Source organism: Chromatiales bacterium (genome assembly GCA_020445605.1).
Lineage (GTDB): Bacteria > Pseudomonadota > Gammaproteobacteria > JAGRGH01 > JAGRGH01 > JAGRGH01.
Genome location: JAGRGH010000007.1, coordinates 25,109 through 44,480, shown reverse-complemented (window position 1 = coordinate 44,480; position 19,372 = coordinate 25,109). Strand labels below are relative to the sequence as shown.

General features: G+C 66.0%; 17 protein-coding genes. 13 read left to right on the top strand and 4 right to left on the bottom strand.

Going from position 1 to position 19,372, the window contains the following annotated elements:
- The first annotated feature begins 100 nt into the window (after nt 1–100).
- On the top strand, nt 101–532 hold the full coding sequence (locus tag KDG50_01760; protein MCB1864130.1) for a YcgN family cysteine cluster protein: 432 nt from the start codon (nt 101–103) through the stop codon (nt 530–532).
- A gap of 153 nt (nt 533–685) precedes the next feature.
- On the opposite strand, the gene KDG50_01755 is transcribed toward KDG50_01760, so the two are convergent.
- Nucleotides 686–1,411 carry a DUF4082 domain-containing protein gene (locus tag KDG50_01755; protein ID MCB1864129.1) on the bottom strand — a complete coding sequence of 242 codons (726 nt, stop codon included), beginning with the start codon at nt 1,409–1,411 and terminating at the stop codon, nt 686–688.
- Between the two features lie 210 nt (nt 1,412–1,621).
- On the opposite strand from KDG50_01755, the gene KDG50_01750 reads away from it, so the two are divergent.
- The 6 genes from KDG50_01750 (at nt 1,622) to KDG50_01725 (ending at nt 8,528) form a co-directional block, all read left to right on the top strand.
- Nucleotides 1,622–2,041 (top strand): hypothetical protein, encoded by a 420-nt coding sequence (locus KDG50_01750; protein MCB1864128.1) that lies wholly within the window; start codon nt 1,622–1,624, stop codon nt 2,039–2,041.
- Between the two features lie 174 nt (nt 2,042–2,215).
- Nucleotides 2,216–4,117: a 1-deoxy-D-xylulose-5-phosphate synthase gene (dxs, locus tag KDG50_01745; GenBank protein ID MCB1864127.1), complete on the top strand. Its 1,902-nt coding sequence runs from the start codon at nt 2,216–2,218 to the stop codon at nt 4,115–4,117.
- Nucleotides 4,118–4,406: 289 nt separating this feature from the next.
- On the top strand, nt 4,407–5,072 hold the full coding sequence (gene adk, locus KDG50_01740) for an adenylate kinase (protein ID MCB1864126.1): 666 nt from the start codon (nt 4,407–4,409) through the stop codon (nt 5,070–5,072).
- Nucleotides 5,073–5,235: 163 nt separating this feature from the next.
- A complete protein-coding gene (rpsO, locus tag KDG50_01735) occupies nt 5,236–5,505 on the top strand; it encodes a 30S ribosomal protein S15 (GenBank protein ID MCB1864125.1) in 270 nt (89 codons plus the stop codon).
- Between the two features lie 138 nt (nt 5,506–5,643).
- Entirely contained in the window at nt 5,644–7,728 is a 2,085-nt protein-coding gene (gene pnp, locus KDG50_01730; GenBank protein ID MCB1864124.1) for a polyribonucleotide nucleotidyltransferase, read from the top strand.
- Between the two features lie 14 nt (nt 7,729–7,742).
- Nucleotides 7,743–8,528, top strand: a complete 786-nt coding sequence (locus tag KDG50_01725; protein MCB1864123.1) for an FkbM family methyltransferase — start codon at nt 7,743–7,745, stop codon at nt 8,526–8,528.
- Between the two features lie 291 nt (nt 8,529–8,819).
- On the opposite strand, the gene KDG50_01720 is transcribed toward KDG50_01725, so the two are convergent.
- Entirely contained in the window at nt 8,820–9,716 is an 897-nt protein-coding gene (locus KDG50_01720) for a DMT family transporter (GenBank protein MCB1864122.1), read from the bottom strand.
- Between the two features lie 102 nt (nt 9,717–9,818).
- Here KDG50_01720 and mtnA point away from each other — a divergent pair, with 102 nt between their 5' ends.
- Nucleotides 9,819–10,895, top strand: coding sequence for an S-methyl-5-thioribose-1-phosphate isomerase (gene mtnA, locus KDG50_01715; GenBank protein ID MCB1864121.1), 1,077 nt, complete (start codon nt 9,819–9,821; stop codon nt 10,893–10,895).
- A gap of 66 nt (nt 10,896–10,961) precedes the next feature.
- Nucleotides 10,962–12,200, top strand: coding sequence for a DUF3095 domain-containing protein (locus KDG50_01710; protein ID MCB1864120.1), 1,239 nt, complete (start codon nt 10,962–10,964; stop codon nt 12,198–12,200).
- A 150-nt stretch (nt 12,201–12,350) separates the two neighbouring features.
- Here KDG50_01710 and KDG50_01705 read toward each other — a convergent pair whose 3' ends face one another.
- Entirely contained in the window at nt 12,351–13,181 is an 831-nt protein-coding gene (locus KDG50_01705) for a hydroxymethylpyrimidine/phosphomethylpyrimidine kinase (GenBank protein MCB1864119.1), read from the bottom strand.
- Nucleotides 13,182–13,287: 106 nt separating this feature from the next.
- Between KDG50_01705 and KDG50_01700 the strand changes: the two genes are divergently transcribed.
- The 4 genes from KDG50_01700 (at nt 13,288) to KDG50_01685 (ending at nt 18,356) form a co-directional block, all read left to right on the top strand.
- Entirely contained in the window at nt 13,288–13,704 is a 417-nt protein-coding gene (locus KDG50_01700) for an iron-sulfur cluster assembly accessory protein (protein ID MCB1864118.1), read from the top strand.
- Between the two features lie 279 nt (nt 13,705–13,983).
- A complete protein-coding gene (locus tag KDG50_01695; protein MCB1864117.1) occupies nt 13,984–14,604 on the top strand; it encodes a paraquat-inducible protein A in 621 nt (206 codons plus the stop codon).
- On the top strand, nt 14,597–15,217 hold the full coding sequence (locus tag KDG50_01690; GenBank protein ID MCB1864116.1) for a paraquat-inducible protein A: 621 nt from the start codon (nt 14,597–14,599) through the stop codon (nt 15,215–15,217). Before KDG50_01695 ends, KDG50_01690 begins: the two co-directional genes overlap by 8 nt.
- Nucleotides 15,201–18,356: an MCE family protein gene (locus KDG50_01685; GenBank protein ID MCB1864115.1), complete on the top strand. Its 3,156-nt coding sequence runs from the start codon at nt 15,201–15,203 to the stop codon at nt 18,354–18,356. The genes KDG50_01690 and KDG50_01685 overlap by 17 nt, the downstream gene beginning before the upstream one ends.
- Here KDG50_01685 and KDG50_01680 read toward each other — a convergent pair.
- A complete protein-coding gene (locus KDG50_01680) occupies nt 18,330–19,241 on the bottom strand; it encodes an amidohydrolase family protein (GenBank protein MCB1864114.1) in 912 nt (303 codons plus the stop codon). The genes KDG50_01685 and KDG50_01680 overlap by 27 nt on opposite strands.
- Nucleotides 19,242–19,372 lie beyond the last annotated feature (131 nt).

The following is a 19,372-nucleotide window of genomic DNA, read 5'->3' as shown; positions in this document are numbered from 1 at the left end:
GAGGCGTTGGAAAACGGGCCGGCTACGCTAGCGAACGCCGTGCCCGGGGTCAACGCATCCGGCAAAAGGGGGCATGCAGGACCGCGCGTATACTCGCGCGATGCAGGCCTTCTGGAAACACAAGCACTGGTCGGAATTCACGCCGGAGGAATGGGAATCGGTATGCGACGGCTGCGCGAAGTGCTGCCTGTTCCGGCTCGAGGACGAAGACACCGGCGAGCGTTTCTACACCAACGTGTGCTGCGACCTGCTCGATCTCGATGCGTGCCGTTGTACCGATTATCCGAACCGAAGCCGGCGCCAGCCCGCCTGCGTGCGCGTCACGCCCGAGGTGCTGACGGATGCCTCATGGCTGCCGGCGTCCTGCGCCTATCGGCTGATTGCCGAGGGTCGTGACCTGCCACGCTGGCATCCGCTGGTCAGCGCCCAGCCCAACGCAGCAATCGTGTTTGGTCGATCCATCCGGGACGTTGCGATCCACGAACGCGATGCCGGCGACCTCGAACAGCATCTGCTGCCGGACTACCGCTAGGCAGATTCAGTGCCGCACGCGGGACGATCGTGCCGAAGACCGGGGTTCCGGGTGTCGGCATCGATTGCCCGCCGACGGAGAAAAAAGGCGGCCCATGGGCCGCCTTCTGTTTGGTCCGGCCTCAGTCCGGCCGAAATCATTCCGAAATCGGTCTCATGCCTGGGAACGCCGACGGATGACCACGAGCCCGACCAGCGCCAGGAATGTGGTGATTGCGGCAAGCGCGAGCGGTGACAGCGGCACGGGCGAGGCGCCGATCAGCATGTTCGGGCCGAGCCTTGCCAGGAAGCTCGCATTCACGTTGAGCGGGAATGAAAACCCGCCAGCGGAATCGTTTGTCGCCGAGATCCCGATCGTGATCTTCGGGTTGGTCGAAACCGAGCCCACATCAGGCACGCGGTTGTACGGGTCGAGATATGGGCTCGTTACGGCGCTGCCGAGGACATAAGTCTGCCCGGTCTGCAGCGTGACTGGCGGGATGTAAACGTAGCGCCAACCACCAATCAGGGTGCTGTCGGTCTGTACGGTTGCGGATGCCAGAAGGACTCCGCCGGCCGTCCACAGGCCGACCTGGTGGGTCTGGCTCAGCGGGTCGCCCGGAGTGGTATCCGCGACGCCGAGCGCCGTCACCACCACATCCGCATTGGCCTCGAAGGTGAAGCCCAGGGTCTGGTCGGTGTCATCTATGCTGATGAAGGTCGTTCCCCCACTGGCACCGGTCACGGCTGGCCCGCCGGCCGCCAGCAGGCCGGGGCTGACGCCCATCAGAAAAACAACAAGGAATGTTCGAGTTCGATTAAACATGTCGCTTGCTCCCTGGAAAATCGACGGCTGTTCTTGCAGGTTAGTCCAACGCTGCAACAAGAAGCTCGGCACCATGATCCTGGCTGCGCAACCGAGACGGTGCGATTTTCGCTGCCAGCCGCGATGCGATTCGCTGCCGTGGCGAGCGCCGCACCGTGGTTGGGGTGCCTCGCCTGAAACGAAATTGCGCGACCGCTGCGACCGTGGGGGCTCTGGGGCCGGTTTTAGTCCGGCCGGAAGCGCAGATAGGGCCCCGGGGGTGGGGCATAGTCGTCGGCGAGGGGTTTGGAATCACTGACTGGCGGTGTACGCGAGATCGTCATTCCGACCGGGATCAGTTCCGCGGGGCGCGGGGTCTGGCGCACCGGTGTCGGGCGAACGCCGGGGCGCGATTCGCTGACTGGCATTGCCACCTGCGCCGGCTTCGGTTCCGCCGTGATTGGTCTTGCCGAGGCAGGCATGGGCGCCACCGAGGCAGGTTTTGGCATGGTCACCGCGCGTGGCTGTGGCGGCGGGGCATACGGGGCATGCGGGATTGGCGCTGGCTGCCATGCCATCGGCGCACCGGGCGGTGGCCCCATCCAGGGCGACATCGGCCCGCCCTGCATCACCGGTGCCGCGAAGCCGGCCGGAGCGTGCGAGTGCCGCGACCGTGACCCGGTACCGAAGCTGAAGCAGAAAAACGCTTCCGCGACCGGCATATAGATGCAGGCCGCCAAGAGCATCGAGCGTGCGAGTCGGCTGGATGGCATGGACGTACACTCCTCATTTATTTTTGTTATCCGAGTATAGGCGTTGTTTTGCATTCTGCCGGCCAGGGGGCCCAGTCCGGCATGAATGCTGTAACCCGCATGATAAAATTGTGGTTTATCCGATCCCCTGACATCTCCGGACCGCCCGGCCGTGAAGGCATACCCGCTGCTCGAATCCGTTGATTCACCGGCCGACCTGCGGGCCATGGACGAGTCCGCGCTCGAGTCGCTGGCGCAGGAGCTGCGTGAGTTCTTGCTCGAGACGGTCGCCCGGACCGGCGGTCATCTGGCGCCGGGACTCGGCACCGTCGAACTCGCGATCGCGCTGCACCGGGTGTTCGAAACCCCGCACGATCGCCTGGTCTGGGACATTGGCCACCAGGCCTATCCGCACAAGATCCTGACCGGCCGGCGCGAACGCATGGCGAGCATTCGCCAGCGCGGCGGGCTGGCGGGATTTCTGAGCCGCGAGGAGAGCGTCTACGACACCTTCGGCGCGGGCCACTCCAGCACCTCGATCAGTGCGGCGCTCGGCATGGCCGTCGCGCACGCGCGACGTGGCGATGCCCGCCCGGTCGTCGCGATCATCGGCGACGGCGCAATGACCGCGGGCCTTGCCTACGAGGCGCTGAATAACGCCGGCGTGCTCGACACCGACATGCTCGTGATCCTCAACGACAACGCGATGTCCATCTCGCCGAACGTCGGTGCCATGCAGCGCTACCTCGCCAAGGTGCTCGCGGGGCGCTTCTACCGGCGCGTGCGCGAGGGCGGCAAGACCGTGCTCGCGCCGATGCCTGCTTTGCGGGCGTGGGTGCGGCGCTGGGAAGAGCACGTCAAGGGCATGATGCTGCCCGGCACGCTGTTCGAGGAACTCGGCTTCAACTACGTCGGCCCGCTCGATGGCCACGATCTGCCGTTGTTGCTGCGCACCCTCGAGAACCTGCGCGAGATGCGCGGACCGCGCCTGCTGCATGTCGTCACCCAGAAGGGGCGCGGCTACGACCCGGCCGAACAGGACCCCTGCGGCTATCACGGCGTCGCGCCGTTCGACCGCGCCTCCGGCAAGGTCGAGAAGAAGGGTGGCGGGCGTACCTTCACGAACGTCTTTTCCGACTGGGTCTGCGACATGGCCGCGGCCGACGAGCGGCTGGTCGCGATCACCCCGGCGATGTGCGAGGGCTCAGGGCTGGAGCGCTTTGCACAGAGCTTTCCCGATCGCTACTACGACGTCGGCATCGCCGAGCAGCACGCCCTGACCTTCGCCGCCGGCCTTGCCTGCGAGGGTGACAAACCGGTGGTCGCGATCTACTCGACCTTTCTGCAGCGCGCCTACGACCAGCTCATCCACGACGTCTGCCTGCAGGGCCTGGACGTGACCTTCGCGATCGACCGCGCGGGTTTGGTCGGCGCCGACGGGGCCACCCACCACGGCGCCTACGACCTGAGTTTCATGCGCTGCATCCCGGGGTTGGTGATTGCGGCGCCGTCGGACGAGGCCGAGTCGCGGCGGCTGCTGTCGAGCTGTTTCCGGCATGTGGGACCGGCCGCTGTGCGCTACCCCCGCGGCGGTGCAAGCGGCGTGGAACCCGTGACCGGGCTGGACAGTGTTGAGGTCGGCAAGGGGGTCATCCGCCGGCGCGGCGTCGGTGTTGCGATTCTCGCCTTCGGTACGCCGCTCGCCGCGGCGCTGGAGGCGGCCGAGCGCATCGATGCGAGCGTGGCGGACATGCGCTTCGTCAAGCCGCTCGACATCGAGCTGATCGCTGGTCTCGCGGCCTCGCACGCGCTCCTGGTCACCGTCGAGGATGGCGCGATCGCGGGCGGTGCGGGCTCCGCGGTCGCCGAATGGCTGGCTGCGGCCGGAATCGGCACGCCCGTCGCGCACGCCGGGCTGCCCGACGCCTTCATTGAACACGCGACCCAGGCCGAGCAGCGCGCCGCGGTGGGGATCGACGCGGCCGGCCTGCTGCGGCTGATCGCCGGCGCGCAGGGCCGTGCCGACGGACGGTTGGAGGCTGCGTCCTAACAGGTTGTAGAAAAGGCCCATCCATGGCCTTTTCAACATCGCAACCGAAAAGCGCGGTTTTCGGTGGCTCACGAAAGTCAAACACCTGGGTGTTCGATTTTCGGGCGAGACGTCCCTGTCTCGCGATATCAGGCTGTTGAAATAAGAGTTTCAACAGCCTGCTAGCGCCCCGGTGGCTCCGCGGCCATATAAGTCGCGGCTATTCCGCCATCGAAAATGCCGGCTGGCCGCCCCGCCGGGCGAGCCACGATAATGCCGGGCTCACAGATTCCAACAGGCGAACGATACGATGCGACTGATCCTGCTCGGCGGCCCCGGGGCCGGCAAGGGTACCCAGGCCGGGTACATCACCAAGCGTTACGGCATTCCGCAGATCTCCACCGGCGACATGCTGCGCGCCGCAGTCGCGGCCGGCACCGAACTGGGCAAGCAGGCCAAGGCGGTCATGGATGCCGGCGGGCTGGTGTCCGACGACATCATCATCGGCATCGTCAAGGAGCGTCTGGCGCAGGGCGACTGTGCGAACGGCTATCTGCTTGATGGCTTCCCGCGCACCATTCCGCAGGCCGACGCCATGAAGGCGAATGGCATCGATGTCGACGCCGTCGTCGAAATCGACGTGCCGGATGACGAGATCGTCCGCCGCCTGTCCGGCCGGCGCGTGCATCTGACCTCGGGCCGGACCTATCACATCGAATTCAATCCACCAAAGAACGAGGGGAAGGACGACGTCACGGGTGAACCGCTCATTCACCGCGATGACGACCGGGAAGCCACGATCCGCCAGCGACTGAAGGTCTACCACGACCAGACTGAGCGACTCGTGCACTACTACGGCGAATTCGCTGCCTCCGGGGCGCCCAATGCGCCCCAGTACGCGAAGATCGCCGGCGTAGGCGGGGTCGAAGCCATCCGCGACCAGGTGTTCGCGGCGCTGGACGCGATCGGCGGCTGATTCACGGACGAGGCTCACAACGCTCTGTCTCGATCTCGGAAAGGCCGGACATCCGCCCGGCCTTTCCTTTTTCTTGTTCTTCCAGGGTGCCGGCTTGTCCGGCCGGGTCGCGGCGGATACAATGCGCGGCTCGATATTGATACGGTTTCGGAGCACTACGCCCATGACCATGACCGCCACGGCCAAGTCCGAGGTCATTTCGCAGTACGCGCGCACGCCGGGTGACACCGGTTCCACGGAGGTGCAGGTTGCACTTCTGTCGGCGCGCATCGACGATCTGGGCTCGCACTTCAGCGAGCACAAAAAGGATCACCACTCCCGTCGTGGTCTGCTGCGCCTCGTGAACCAGCGGCGCAAGCTCCTCGACTACCTCAAGGGCAGCGATCTCGAGCGTTACCGATCGCTGATCGGCCGTCTGGGTCTGCGCCGCTAAACGGCGCGCGCCAGACCATGCCGCGAGTTCAGCACTAATTCCATAGAAAACGCCCGCTTAGCGCGGGCGTTTTTGCGCCTGTACCAGATTAAATCCACTTAGACCGTCATTACGGTCTGCTCGCCGGGAACGATCACCATGCCAAGTCCGATTCGCAAACAATTCCAGTTCGGGGCCCATACCGTCACGATCGAAACCGGCGAGATTGCACGCCAGGCCAGCGGTGCGGTCATGGTCGACATGGACGGCACCTCGGTGCTCGTCACCGTGGTCGGGTCGCGCAGCGCCGACGCCGGTCGCGATTTCTTCCCGCTGACGGTCGACTACCAGGAACGGACCTATGCCGCGGGCCGCATTCCGGGCGGATTCTTCCGTCGTGAAGGGCGTCCCTCCGAGAAGGAGATTCTCACATCACGTCTGATTGATCGTCCGGTTCGTCCGCTGTTCCCGAAGGGCTACACGAACGAGGTGCAGGTCATCGCGACCGTCATGTCGCTGAACAAGGACATCGATCCGGACCTTCCGGCCATGCTCGGCACTTCTGCGGCGCTGGCGATCTCCGGCCTGCCGTTCAACGGCCCGATCGGCGCGGCGCGCGTTGGCTATCGCAACGGCGAGTACCTGCTCAATCCGACCATGACGGACCTGCAGACGTCGGATCTCGACCTCATCGTCGCCGGCACCAGCCATGCCGTGTTGATGGTGGAGTCCGAAGCGCGCGAGCTGCCCGAGGACGTCATGCTCGGTGCGGTCGTGTTCGGTCACGAACAGTTGCAGACGGCAATCAACGCGATCAACGAACTGCGCGCTGAACTCGGCGTGCAGGCCTGGGCCTGGACCGCGAAGGAAAAGGATCAGGCGGCGATCGATCGGATCGAAGCCGCGGTGCGTGGCGACATCGAGACGGCCTATCGCATCGTCGACAAGCTCGAGCGTCTGGGCCGGCTGTCCGAGATTCGTAATGCCGCGATTGCCTCGCTGTGCGCGGGCGACGACGGTCTGGCCGAGGGCACCGTGCGCGAGGCGATCGAGTCGCTCGAAAAACGCATCGTGCGTGGTCGCGTCATCGCCGGCGAGCCGCGTATCGACGGGCGCGACCGCGAGACCGTGCGCCCGATCGACATCCGCGTCGGCGTGCTGCCGCGCACGCATGGCTCCGCGCTGTTCACGCGCGGTGAGACGCAGGCCCTGGTCGTGACGACGCTCGGCACCATGCGCGATTCACAGATCATCGACGCGCTCGAGGGCGAGCGCAAAGAGTACTTCCTGCTGCACTACAACTTCCCCCCGTACTGCGTCGGCGAAACGGGCCGCGTGGGTTCGCCGAAGCGCCGCGAAATCGGCCATGGCCGACTCGCCAAGCGCGGCATTCAGGCCGTGATGCCGCAGTCCGGGACGTTCCCGTACTCGATCCGCGTCGTCTCCGAGATCACCGAGTCGAACGGCTCCAGCTCGATGGCATCGGTCTGCGGCACGAGCCTGTCGCTGATGGACGCCGGTGTGCCGATCTCCGCGCCCGTTGCCGGTGTTGCAATGGGCCTCGTCAAGGAGGGCGATCAGTTCGCGGTGCTGACCGACATCATGGGTGACGAAGACCACCTCGGCGACATGGACTTCAAGGTTGCTGGCACCGCGAAGGGCGTGAATGCCCTGCAGATGGATATCAAGATCGACGGCATCACGCGCGAGATCATGGAGACCGCCCTGGGTCAGGCCCATCGCGCGCGTCTGCACATCCTCGAGCAGATGAATCGTGTGATCACCACGCCGCGTGCCGAGATGTCCGAATGGGCGCCGCGCATGCTGACCTTCAAGATCAACCCCGAAAAGATCCGCGAAGTCATCGGCAAGGGCGGCGCGACCATTCGTCAGATCACCGAGGAGACCGGCACCGAGATCGATCTGCAGGACGATGGCACGGTCACGATCGCATCCGTGGACAAGGGTGCGGCGGACGACGCGCGCGCGCGCATCGAGCGCATCACCGCCGACGTCGAGGTCGGGACGATCTACGAGGGACGCGTCGCGAAGCTCATGGACTTCGGCGCGTTCGTCACGATCCTGCCCGGCAAGGACGGCCTTGTGCACATCTCGCAGATCTCCGAAGAGCGCGTGCAGAATGTCAGCGACAAGCTCAGGGAAGGCGACGTCGTTCGCGTCAAGGTGCTCGAGGTCGACAAGCAGGGCCGCATCCGGCTCTCCATGAAGGCCGTGAACGAATAGCTCCAGGGAATCGCATGCGACGTCCGACCATGGACAACGGCCTGGATGCACTCATCCGGGCCGGCGTGCCGGTCGCCAGCATCGTTGATATCGGCATCGCGGGCGCCACGCGCCCGTTGATGCGGACGTTCCCGAAGCTGACCCACTATCTGTTCGAGCCCGTCGACAGTTATTTCGACGTCATTCGAAACAATTACGCGTCGATCAGGCACGAACTGTTTCATCTCGCGCTTTCCGATACGGACGGCGATGCATGGCAGGTCGGCCGGTCGATCGACGGTTCCGACCGCGTTACGCACTCACGGGTCAGTGACAAGCCGGTCGGGAAATCCGATGATTCCCGGGTCGTGGAGTGCAAACCGGTCCGTCAGACGCGCCTGGACACGTTTCTGTCAGAGCATCCGGTGCCCACGCCGTTTCTGCTCAAGATCGATGTAGACGGCCACGAAATCCCGATTCTGAATGGCGCGGCCGATAGCCTGCTCAATGCTTCCATCGTGGTGATCGAGGCCCCGCTTTCCGCACTGATTGAGCGGGCGGTACATCTCGCCGAGCGCGGGTTCGTTCTCTACGACATCGTCGAGCCCAGCTACTATCGCGATCGGCTGTGGCAGGTCGACCTCATTTTCCTGCGTTCCGACCTGTTCAAGGATTATCCCCAACTCGACATCAACCCGGAACTGGACTTCCAATGGCAGGATTACCGCTCGATCAACGAGCGCTACTGGTCGATTCACATGCGTCCGACGGGCCCCCGTCCCTTATGGCGCAAGGTGCTTGATCGTCTTTGTTGCCCGTGAAGTTCTGATCAAGTCATTCCGGTTCGTCGGAGCCTAGATCACCAAGGAAACTCTGAAGTTTCCAGAGTCTCTTTGACAGGTCGTTGAAAAAGACCTGTGCATGGCCTTTTCAACATCGCAACCGAAAACCCGGTTTTCGGTTGCTCTCGATATTCAGAGCCTTGCATGTTCGATTTTCGGGCGAGACGTCCCTGTCGCGCGATATCAGGCTGCTGAAAAGAGAATTTCAACAGTCTGTTAAAAATCCTTCTGGGCCAGCGTTTCCATGGCGCACACCACGGCGGGTTTGGTTCATACCGCGCCGCTGCCCGGTGCGGGTTCCGCGACCGTGCGCCGCAGCGGTCCGCGTGAGCGCAAAAGCACCCAGCCGGCCGCGACGATCAGCGCAGCACCGGCGATGGTCCAGGGTCCGGGCGTTTCATCCCAAAGCAGATCGCCCCAGAGGCTCGCGAACACCACCGAACTGTAGGCGAACGGACCCACGCTGCCCGCGGGCGCATGCGCGAACGCGCGGGTCATCAACAGCTGGCCGGCCGTGGCGAAGGCAACGATCATCACCAGCCACAGCCAGCCGGTTGGACTCGGTGCGGTCCAGTCGCTCAGCGCGAATGGCGCCGAAACGACGGTCGAAACGACGCCGAAGTAGAACACCGTGCGTGCAGCCGGTTCGGTCGAAGAAAGCCGCCGTATCGAGGTCTTGGCGACCGCCGCGAATGCACCGCCGGCCAGTGCGATCCAGGCAACCGGTGAGGCCTGAGCGCCGCCCGGGGCGAGCACGAGGTACACCCCGACAAAGCCGAGCGTAACCGCGAGCGCAACGCGCGCGCCGACCGGTTCGCGCAGCCACGCCAGTGCGATCAGCGGAATGAACAGCGGTGCGCTGAGTTTGAGCAGCCAGGCCTGGGCGAGTGGAATATGCGCGATGGCGTAGAAGAAGCAGAACATCGCGCTGACGCCGGCCAGCCCCCGCAGCAGATGCAGCCAGGGACGCCGGGTGCGCAGGCCCGCCTGCCCCGCGCGCGACAGCCACGGCCCAAGCACGGCGATCATGATGGCTGAGCGCACGAACACGATCATGGCCGTCGAGAGTTCGGCGGACACGCTCTTGATCGCGACGCCCATTGCGGCAAAGCAGAATTCGGCGGCCACCGTCAGCAGCGCCGCCTGACGCAGATCGATTTGTGGCATGGCCTTTCGGTCGCCCGCAGGGCGCGCGATCATAGCAACCGTAGTGCGGTTTCGCGTCGTTCCGCACCAGATCCCAGGGGGAGAAGTTCAGTGACCGAGTCCATCACCGCAACCGATGTCGCCGGTGTACAGCCCATTCGCTGGGATGGCGTCGCGCTGGAACTGCTCGACCAGCGGCGACTGCCACGCGAGGAGATCTGGTTGCGGCTGGAATCCAGCGCGGCGGTCGCTTCCGCAATCCGCGACATGGTCGTGCGCGGCGCGCCGGCGATCGGCATTGCCGCTGCCTATGGCGTTGTGCTGGCGGCCCGAAGCGCAATCGAGCGCGATCCGCTCCGCTGGCGCGAGGCGCTGGCGCCGGCCCTTGCTGAACTCAACGCGGCCCGCCCGACGGCGGTGAATCTGGCCTGGGCCATCGCGCGCATGCGCGCGGTTCTCGCCGGCTCTGACGACGCGCCGCTTGCTGCGCTCGACGCGCAGGCCCGGCGCATCCACGGCGAGGACCTGCAGGCCAACCTTGCCATGGGGGATTTCGGCGCGCAGCTGATCGGCGAGGCGCAGGCCGTGCTGACACACTGCAACGCCGGAGCGCTGGCGACCGGTGGTTACGGCACGGCGCTCGGGGTCATCCGTTCGGCATGGCGTGACCGGCGCATCCAGCGCGTATTCGCCGACGAGACCCGGCCCTGGCTGCAGGGCGCGCGCCTGACCGCTTGGGAACTGGTGCGGGAGGGCATTCCGGTGGACCTCATCGCCGAGGGTGCGGCGGCTGCGCTGATGGCGCAGGGCCGGGTGCAGTGGGTCGTCGTCGGATCCGATCGGATTGCCGCGAACGGCGACGTCGCGAACAAGATCGGCACCTATGCGTTGGCCGTGCTCGCGCGCCACCACGGCGTGCGCTTCATGGTGGCCGCGCCGGTTTCGACCATCGACCCGGCCACGCCGACGGGCGCCGACATCCCGATCGAGACGCGTGCGGCCGACGAGCTGCTGGGCTGCATGGGTGGCGGGCGGATCGCCGCGGACGGCGCCGGCGCTTGGAACCCCGTGTTCGACGTCACACCGGCGGCGCTCGTCGACGCCATCGTCACCGAGCGTGGCGTAATCGAACGGCCTGACGCGGCGGCCATCGCCGCGCACCTCGCGCTGCCCGATCCTTTGGTCGGAGCGCGGCTCTGAGCCTGCGCCGGGCAGGGCGGCGCAAAATGCCGGATCGCGCCCGATCGCACCTTTCGGATTTCTGCCTTGACTGGAACTTCGTCGAACGCTGACCAACAGCCGCCCGGCGGCGTGGCGGCGGCCGGCACCACACGCTGGTTCTACCGCGATCTTCCGGGTCACGCGGAGTTTGATGCGTTCCTCGATCTGGCGCTGCTCACGCCGTTGCCGGACGACTGGCTGGTCGTCGTCGCCGATATCGCCGACTCCACGCGAGCGGTGGAAGCCGGACGCTATCGCGAGGTCAATGCCATCGGTGCGGCAGCCATCGTCGCCACGCTCAACGCGAGCCGGGGCATCCCGATTCCGTACACCTTTGGCGGCGATGGCGCCTCATTTTGTATTCCAGGCGACCTGCGCGGGCGGGTGGAGCAGGCATTGGTCGTGGCGCGGACCATCGCGCAACGCCGGTTTGCGCTGAAACTGCGCATCGGCTTTGTGCCGATTGCAGACGTTCGCGCACACGGAGATGACGTTCTGATCGGCCGTTTCGCGCCGAGCGCGCACTATGATCAGGCGATTTTTGGTGGCCGCGGTCTCAGCGCGGCCGAGCGCATGATCAAAGACGCGGCGGGCCGCTATCTCCTTGCGGAGGGTGCGGCTGGCGACAGACCGATTGAAGACGACCTCCTGCGAGGATTCGAATGCCGCTGGGGCGAGATTCCCGCACCGAGCGGGGAGGTGGTCAATCTGTTGGTGCAGGTCATTGATCGCGATGTCGACCTCTACGCCGAAATCCTTGCCCGATTGCGCGAAATCTATGGATGCGTCGAGCGCTGTCGTCCACTTGAGCCATCCGCTATGCGTCTGTCCTCGAGTCCGGCGAAGCTGGGCGTCGAGGTGCGCATTCGTGCGGGGCTGCTGCCGTGGTATCGGCGCGCGCTCTATTTCGTGAAGCTGCTTGCCCTGACTGCAGTGGGACGGTGGCTTATGAATCGTGGCACGCGAACCGGGCAGACCGATTGGGCTCGCTATCGCGAGCGGCTGGTTGAGCATACGGACTTTCAGCGCTTTGATGACATGTTGCGCATGATGGTGTCGGGCACGCCTGCCCAGCGCGGGCAACTGGTCGAGTACCTGGACGAATTACGCCGCACCGGGCGTATCGTCTACGGCATGCACACCAGTTCGCATTCGCTGGTCACCTGCATGATCTCGGACTACGACCGCGCGCACGTGCATTTCATCGATGGTCGCGGCGCGGCCTATACGCGCGCGGCGATGGAGCTCAAGCGCCAGCTGCAGGCCCGGACAGGTGATTCCTAGGGAAGCTCTGATCAATCCATCCCAGATTGCCAGAGCGCAGAAAACGAAAAAATGCGATTTTTCGCTTTCTTTCATTTTCAACGTGTTACACCCGTTGAAAATGGCAGCGCGTCCATGTGCTGCGGGAAACTCTGACAATTCAGAGTTTCCCTAGCTGGAACCGGACGGCGTTGCCGGACCGCCGCCGCGGCGACCCGGTATGAGCTGACCGCGTCCGCTGCGAAAGGCCGCGCCTAGCGCCCGGTCGGTGAATGACTGTGCGAGTTCGCAGGCTGCGTCCAGTGAATCCCCGGCCGCCAGCCGCGCCGCGAGCGCCGCGGCTAGGGTGCAGCCGGAGCCGTGATAGGCGCCGGGCAGGCGTGGCCAGCGCCATTGGCGGCGCTCTCTGCCTTCTGCGAACAGGCGGTTGACGACCTCGTCCGGGGATTCGATCACGTCCCCGCCGGTCAGCAGCACGCTGCAACCGGCGGTCCGGCTGAGGTCCGACGCCGCTGTTGCGGCCCGATCGGCCGGCAGACCGGCCAGCGCACAGGCCTCGGCCGCGTTGGGGGTTGAGATGGTCGCGAGCGGCAGCAGCCGTTCGATGAGTGCGCGAACGACGGCCGGATCGGTCAGCGCGTCGCCGGCGCCCGAGCGCAGTACCGGGTCGACCACGAGCGGGACTCCGCAACCCCGCACCAGTCCGGCGACGGTTTCCACGATTTCGGCGCTCGGCAGCAGGCCTGTCTTGATCGCGGCAACCGGGCAGTCGGCCAGGATGGCGCCAGCCTGCGCGCGAATCGATTCGGACGACACGGCGCCGATGGCCGTGACCCCGACCGTGTCCTGCACGGTCAGCGCGGTCACCACCGTCGCGGCGTGGGCGCCCATGGCGCCGATGGCCTCGATGTCGGCCTGAATTCCCGCGCCGCCGCCCGGGTCATGACCGGCGAACACCAGAACGACGGGACGGCGCGGCACGCGGGGGGATTCGGCGGGCATCAGGGTGGCGGGTGGGTGCGTATGGAGTATGCGGTCGTGCCGGTGTAAAATTCCGACCAATCCAGTAAACAACTGATCGCGGCGACAGGTCGCGGAGGTCAATCCCATGCAGACTGCACAAGTTTCCCCGGTTTCGTCCAGCCCCGTGTTCGAAACCCGCCTCGGCGACGAGGACATTGCAATCACCCCAGCGGCGGCCGACAAGCTCGCCGAACTGTTCCGCGAAGTCGACGACGGCGACATCGAAGCCGTGCGCATCTTCGTGACGGGCGGGGGCTGCGGCGGCATGAGCTACGGCATGACCTTCACCGACAGCCGCAACGAACACGATGCCGTGCTCGAAGGCGAAGGCTACAAGGTCTATGTCGATGCGGTCGCGCTGAACTTCCTGCGCGGCGTCGAGATCGACTTCGTCGACCGCGGCATGGGCCAGGCCAGCTTCGTGTTCAACAACGTGTTTGCGGCGGTCGGTGGCAGCGGTGGCTGCTCGGCCTGCGGTTCATCCGGTGGCGGCTGCGGCTGATCGCCCGCCGCGCGTTTCAGCGAACGGCCGCTAGCAGGCTGTTGAAATTCTCATTTCAACAGTCTGATAGCGCGAGACAGGGACGTCTCGCCCGAAAATCGAACATGCAAGTGTTTGATTTTCGTGAGCAACCGAAAACCACGCTTTTCGGTTGCGACGTTGAAAAGGCCATGGAGAGGCCTTTTTCAACAACCTGCTAGGGATACCGATTCGGCCGGAGCTCTGAAGAAACCCCGTTGTGGCTTGTCGCCACGACGGGGTTTTTGCTTTAGTGGCTTGATGGACGATCCGGTAACGCCGCGCGCACACGCCTGCCCGGGCTGCGACCTGATCGTGGGTCGTGTCGAGACCGCGAAGGCGCACACTGCGCGCTGCCCGCGTTGTGCCAGCGTGGTCTATCGCTTCCGCCCGCGCGCGGCGGAGCGTGCCGTGGCGTTGTCGTTCGCGGGCCTGATGTTGTGGTGGCCGGCCGTGCTGCTGCCGATCATGCGTCTGGACGCACTGGGCCGCGCCCGCGAGGTCTCCATGACGGAGAGCGTCGCGGCGCTGCTCGCGCACGGCGACTGGGATGTCGCGCTGTGGGTGGCGCTGTTCGGTTTGATCGCGCCGCTGGTGCAGCTTGGCGTTCATCTGCTGGTCAACGTGGCGGTGCTGCGCCGGCGGACCGGCCGCAAGTCGGCACGCGCCCTGCGCGTGCTGCATGGCATCGAGGAATGGGGCATGCTCGAGATCTATCTGCTCGGCGTGATGGTGTCGATGATCAAGCTGCGCGATCTCGCGGCGGTGCATGTCGGTGGCGGACTGATTGCGCTCGGCGCGCTGTTCGTGGTGCTGATTGCCCTGCAGCGCGTCGAGGATCGCGACAGCGCCTGGAACGGCATTGCGCGCCCGCATGGCTGAACCGGTCACTGCGCGCTCACGCTCGCTGTCGCGCTGCCACGTCTGTGGTCACGTGCAGCCGCATGCGGCCGACCCGCACAAGTGCGCACGCTGTCGCGCGCCCATCCACCTGCGCAAGCCGGCTCACGAGGCGGCGACCTGGGCGCTGCTGGTCGCGGCGATCGTGATGTATGTGCCCGCGAACCTGCTGCCGATCCTGACGATGCAGCGTTTCGGCAGCGGCGAACCGGTCACGATCATCGACGGCGTCGTGGAGCTGTGGCGTTCCGGTATGTATCCGGTGGCCAGCATCGTGTTCGTTGCCAGCATTGTCGTGCCGGTGACCAAGATCGTTGTGCTGATGATCCTGCTGTTTTCGCTGCGTCGTGCATCGCGGCTCACGCCACGTCTGCGCACGCGTCTCTACAATGCCACGGTGCTGATCGGTCGCTGGTCCATGCTGGATGTGTTTGTGATTGCGCTGCTGGTCGCGCTGGTCGACCTGGGCAAGATCGCCGTCGTCACGGCCGGCACCGGCGCGAGTGCGTTTGCGGCCGTGGTGATTCTGACCATGCTTGCGGCGAGCCGGTTCGATCCGCGCGTGATGTGGGACAACGATGTCCGTGCCCGCTGACGACGAACCGGAGCTGCCGTCGCCGGATCTCGGCGCACGCCGCGGTCTGGGCCTCGTCTGGGCCGTGCCACTCGCGGCCGTCGTGCTCGCCGCATGGCTGCTGTACACGGGCTACCACACCCGCGGCCCGGTCGTGACGATCGAGTTCGAATCCGCGCATGGAATCGAAGCGGACAAGACCGCGGTGGTGTACCGCGGTGTCGCGGTCGGCAAGGTGCGTTCGGTGCGTCTGGACGAGCCGCTCAGCAAGGTGCTGGTCGAAGTCGAACTGCATGCCGAAATGGCCGATGCCCTGCGCAGCGACACGCGGTTCTGGATCGTGCGACCGCGACTCTCGGTCGCCGGTGTCTCGGGCCTGGAGACCCTGCTGTCGGGCGACTACATAGCGGTGCACCCCGGCGAGGGCGAGCCGCGCAAGCACTTCGTTGCGCTCAAGGACCCGCCAAATCTGATCTACGACGAGGGCCTGCGGATCGAACTGACCGCCGCCGAGCGGGGTTCCATCGGTGTCGGCTCGCCGCTGCTGTATCGGGAGATACGCGTCGGTGAGGTGCTCGGCGTTCGGCTTGCCGACGATCGCAAGGTGCATATCGATGTCTTTGTCCAGCAGCGCTTCCAGCACCTGGTCACAACGACGTCCAGGTTCTGGAACGTTTCGGGTTTTGCGATCGAGGGTTCGCTCTCCGGAGTGAAGGTTCGCACCGAATCGATCGAATCGATGCTGATCGGCGGGATTGCCTTCCACAATCCCGATGAGGTCGAGCGTGGCAAACCGGTTGCCGAGGGCGCGAGTTTTCCGCTGTACGAGAGCGTCGAGGCCGCGGCGGTGGGCATTGCGGCGACCATCCGCTTTGCGCGGGCCGACGGACTGGTCGCCGGGACGACCAAGATTCGCATCAACGGGATCGACATCGGTGTCGTGCAGCGCCTGAGCTATCGACCCGACCTTTCCGAAGTGCTTGCCGAGGCGATGTTCGATCCGCGTTTCGAATCGCTGCTCAATACCGGCACGCAGTTCTGGCTGGTCAAGCCCGAGCTGTCGGCGGCCGGTGCCAGCGGTTTCGATACGCTGCTGGCCGGGCGCTATATCGCGGGCCAGCCGGGCGATGGCATGCCGACACGCAGTTTCATCGCGCTGGCCGGCGCACCGGGCCTGCCGGCCGATGCGGCAGGCCTGCGGCTCTGGCTGGACGCGCCGCGGGTCGGCGCACTCGCGCAGGGCGCCCCGGTTACGCATCGGGATGTGAAGGTCGGTTCGGTCCAGCAGGTCGAACTCGACCAGGACCGGCAGGGGATTCTGGTCGACGTGCACATCGACCCGGCCTACGTCGATCTCGTGCATCCCGACACCCGTTTCTGGCGCCGGGGACGTACCGCCATCGACCTCACCGCACGCGGTCTCGACGTGAGCCTGCCATCGGTCGCCGACCTGCTCGCCGGCGGAATCGAGTTTCAGACGCCCGCGTATCGACGGACGGCGAACGGTGTGCTGCCGGCCGAGCGGCGGCGGTTTCACCTCTACGAGGATTTCGGTGCCGCCAATGCCGACGGGCGATTGAGCACCGGCGCCGATGCCGACGCCGTGTTGCGCGTCGTGCTCGAGTCCGACGAACAGCCTGCGCTCACGCGCGGCGCGCCGGTCTACTTTCACGGCGTCGCGGTCGGCGAGGTCGTGCGGTCGTGGCTGAACCGCGCCGGGCAGGTGCGTACGGAACTGCACATCGACGCATCGCATCGCGAACGCGTACGTGCCGATTCGCGCTTCTGGGTCAGCGGCGGGGCTTCGGTGTCGATTGGCACGGCCGGGTTCGAGTGGCACAGCGGACCACTCGCCGGGCTGCTGCTGGGCGCCATCTCCTTCGACAGCGACGGTGGCGAGCCTGCGGCATCGGGCCAGCGCTTCCGACTGTACCCCGATCGCGCCGCGGCGTTCGCCGGTCACGCGACCGCAACCCGGGTGGAGCTACGGGCCGACACGCTCGACGGACTGGCCAGCGGCGCGCCCGTGCGCCACCTCGGCGTAGAAGTCGGCCGGGTCGACGGCGCCGAGCTGGCCGATGGCGGCGGGGTGCGGCTGCTGCTTTCGATCGACTCCGCCCATGCCGCCAAGGTGGGGGCGCGAACGCGGTTCTGGCGTATCGCGCCCGTGGAGTTCCGCGCCGGGCTGGACGGCATCGAACTGCGTACGGCGGTGGCCGACACGATCTTGCGCGGCGGCATCGAATTTGCCGATCTCGCGCCGAGCACGAGTCAGACGCCGGCCGTCTACGAACTGTTCGACGACGCGGAGGCCGCCGAACGCGGCGGCACCAGCATCGAACTGCGGCTCGCGCTGCAAAGCAGGATTGGACCGAAGGCCGAGATTCGCTATGGCGGTGCCCGGGTCGGCCGTGTTCAGCGACTGCGGCTTGCTGGCGACGCACTGCGTGCACAGGTCCTGCTGTATGACGAGGCCGCGCACCTGGCCCGGACGGGTACGCGCTTCCGTGAGGTTTCCGCCGAGATCGGGCTCGGCGGCGTCGCGAATCTCGACACCCTGATCACCGGCGCCTACCTTGAGCTCGTGCCCGGTCCGGGGAGTCCAGAACGCCGGTTCGTGGTCGGCGGGGCGGACGCTTCGGGCGCGCAGGTTGGCGCGCTGCATGTCCTGCTGGAAGCGGATCGTGTCGGCTCGGTGCGGGTCGGCAATCCGGTGCAGTACCGTGAGATCGCCGTTGGTGCGGTCGAGGCCGTGAGTCTCGGCGATCTTGGTGATCGCGTCGTGATCACAGCGCGGATCGATGCGCCCTATGTCGCGCTGGTGCGCGAGAACTCGAGGTTCTGGAACGTCAGCGGGCTCGATGTGGAGTTCGGACTGGTCAGCGGGCTGAAGCTGCGCTCCGGCACGCTGGAGACCATTGCCGCCGGCGGAGTGGCGTTTGCGACGCCCGGCGGCGCGGGGACCGTCAAGGGCGAAGTCGAGGGTGCAGAGTTACCTGAACAGCCGGGCCCGCAGGTTGCCGAGGGCGCGAGCTTTCGTTTGCACGAACGTCCGGAGCCGGAGTGGCTGGAGTGGGCGCCGTCGATTCCCCTGCTGATCGGTGAGCCGGTGGCTTCGGACCGCCGCGCCGCTTCAGGGGCCCAGGCCGAACAGCCGTAAGGCGTTGCGCGAGGCGATATCCGATCGCGCCGGCTCCGGAGTGTCGGCGAGCCAGCCACGGTGGAAGTCCAGGAAATCCCCGATGCGATCCCAGCCGGTATCCACGCTGTCCCAGGCATCCAGCTGGTCCACGGGCCAGACCGGATCCGACCCGACCATGAAACGATCCGCGTGGTTCAGCACCAGCTCGCGCCATGCCGGCAGCAGTCGACCCTGTTCGTCGGCAATCGGGCTCGATCCATAACGCCATGGATCGCGTGCAGACAGTTCCACAAACAGGTTCGGACAGGCTTCGAGCGCTCGCGCCACCTGTGCGACCGACATCGGGGCGCCGGCGTGCGCGAGCAGGATGCGAGTGCGTGCATGGGCGCTGCACAGGCCGATCACATAGTCGGCGCGGCCGAACTCCACATGCGCAAGCACCGGCACGGAAAACTCGCCCGCGACTTCAAACAGCGCCGCGATACCAGCGTGTTCGGATCGCGGCGCAAAGCCGCCGATCAGATGCAGTTCGCCGATGCCCTGGTAGCGCCCGCCGGCAAGTGCCGCTCGGGCGCGCACGGGCAGGGATTCGTCGCGATACCAGCGCGACCAGTCGCGCGGCGTGCGATACGGGCCATACCATGCACGCACCGTGTCGGGCGCGAGTGCGGAGAGATCCAGCGCGCGCTCGGGTGGCGTGCCGATGACCACGCCCAGCACGACATGGTTGGCACGCAGGCGCTGCAAGGCCTCTTGCGGATTGAGGCTCTCGGCCTGGTTCCACTTGTAATGCAGGTGGATATCCGCGATGGGCAATGGCGCCGGGCCGGAGCCCGACGCGGTCGGTGATGCCGTGGCGGCACATAGCGCGGCGAGCAGACAGGGTCGGAACGCGAATTTCATCGACCAGACTTTTGTGGCGCGACAAGCACGGCATTGTAGAACGCCCCACGCGGTTACCGTGTGGCGACCGGCGGTCGACCGCGGAAGGTCCCGGGTGAGTGCGGGGCGGCCGGATGGCCATTGAGGCTTGC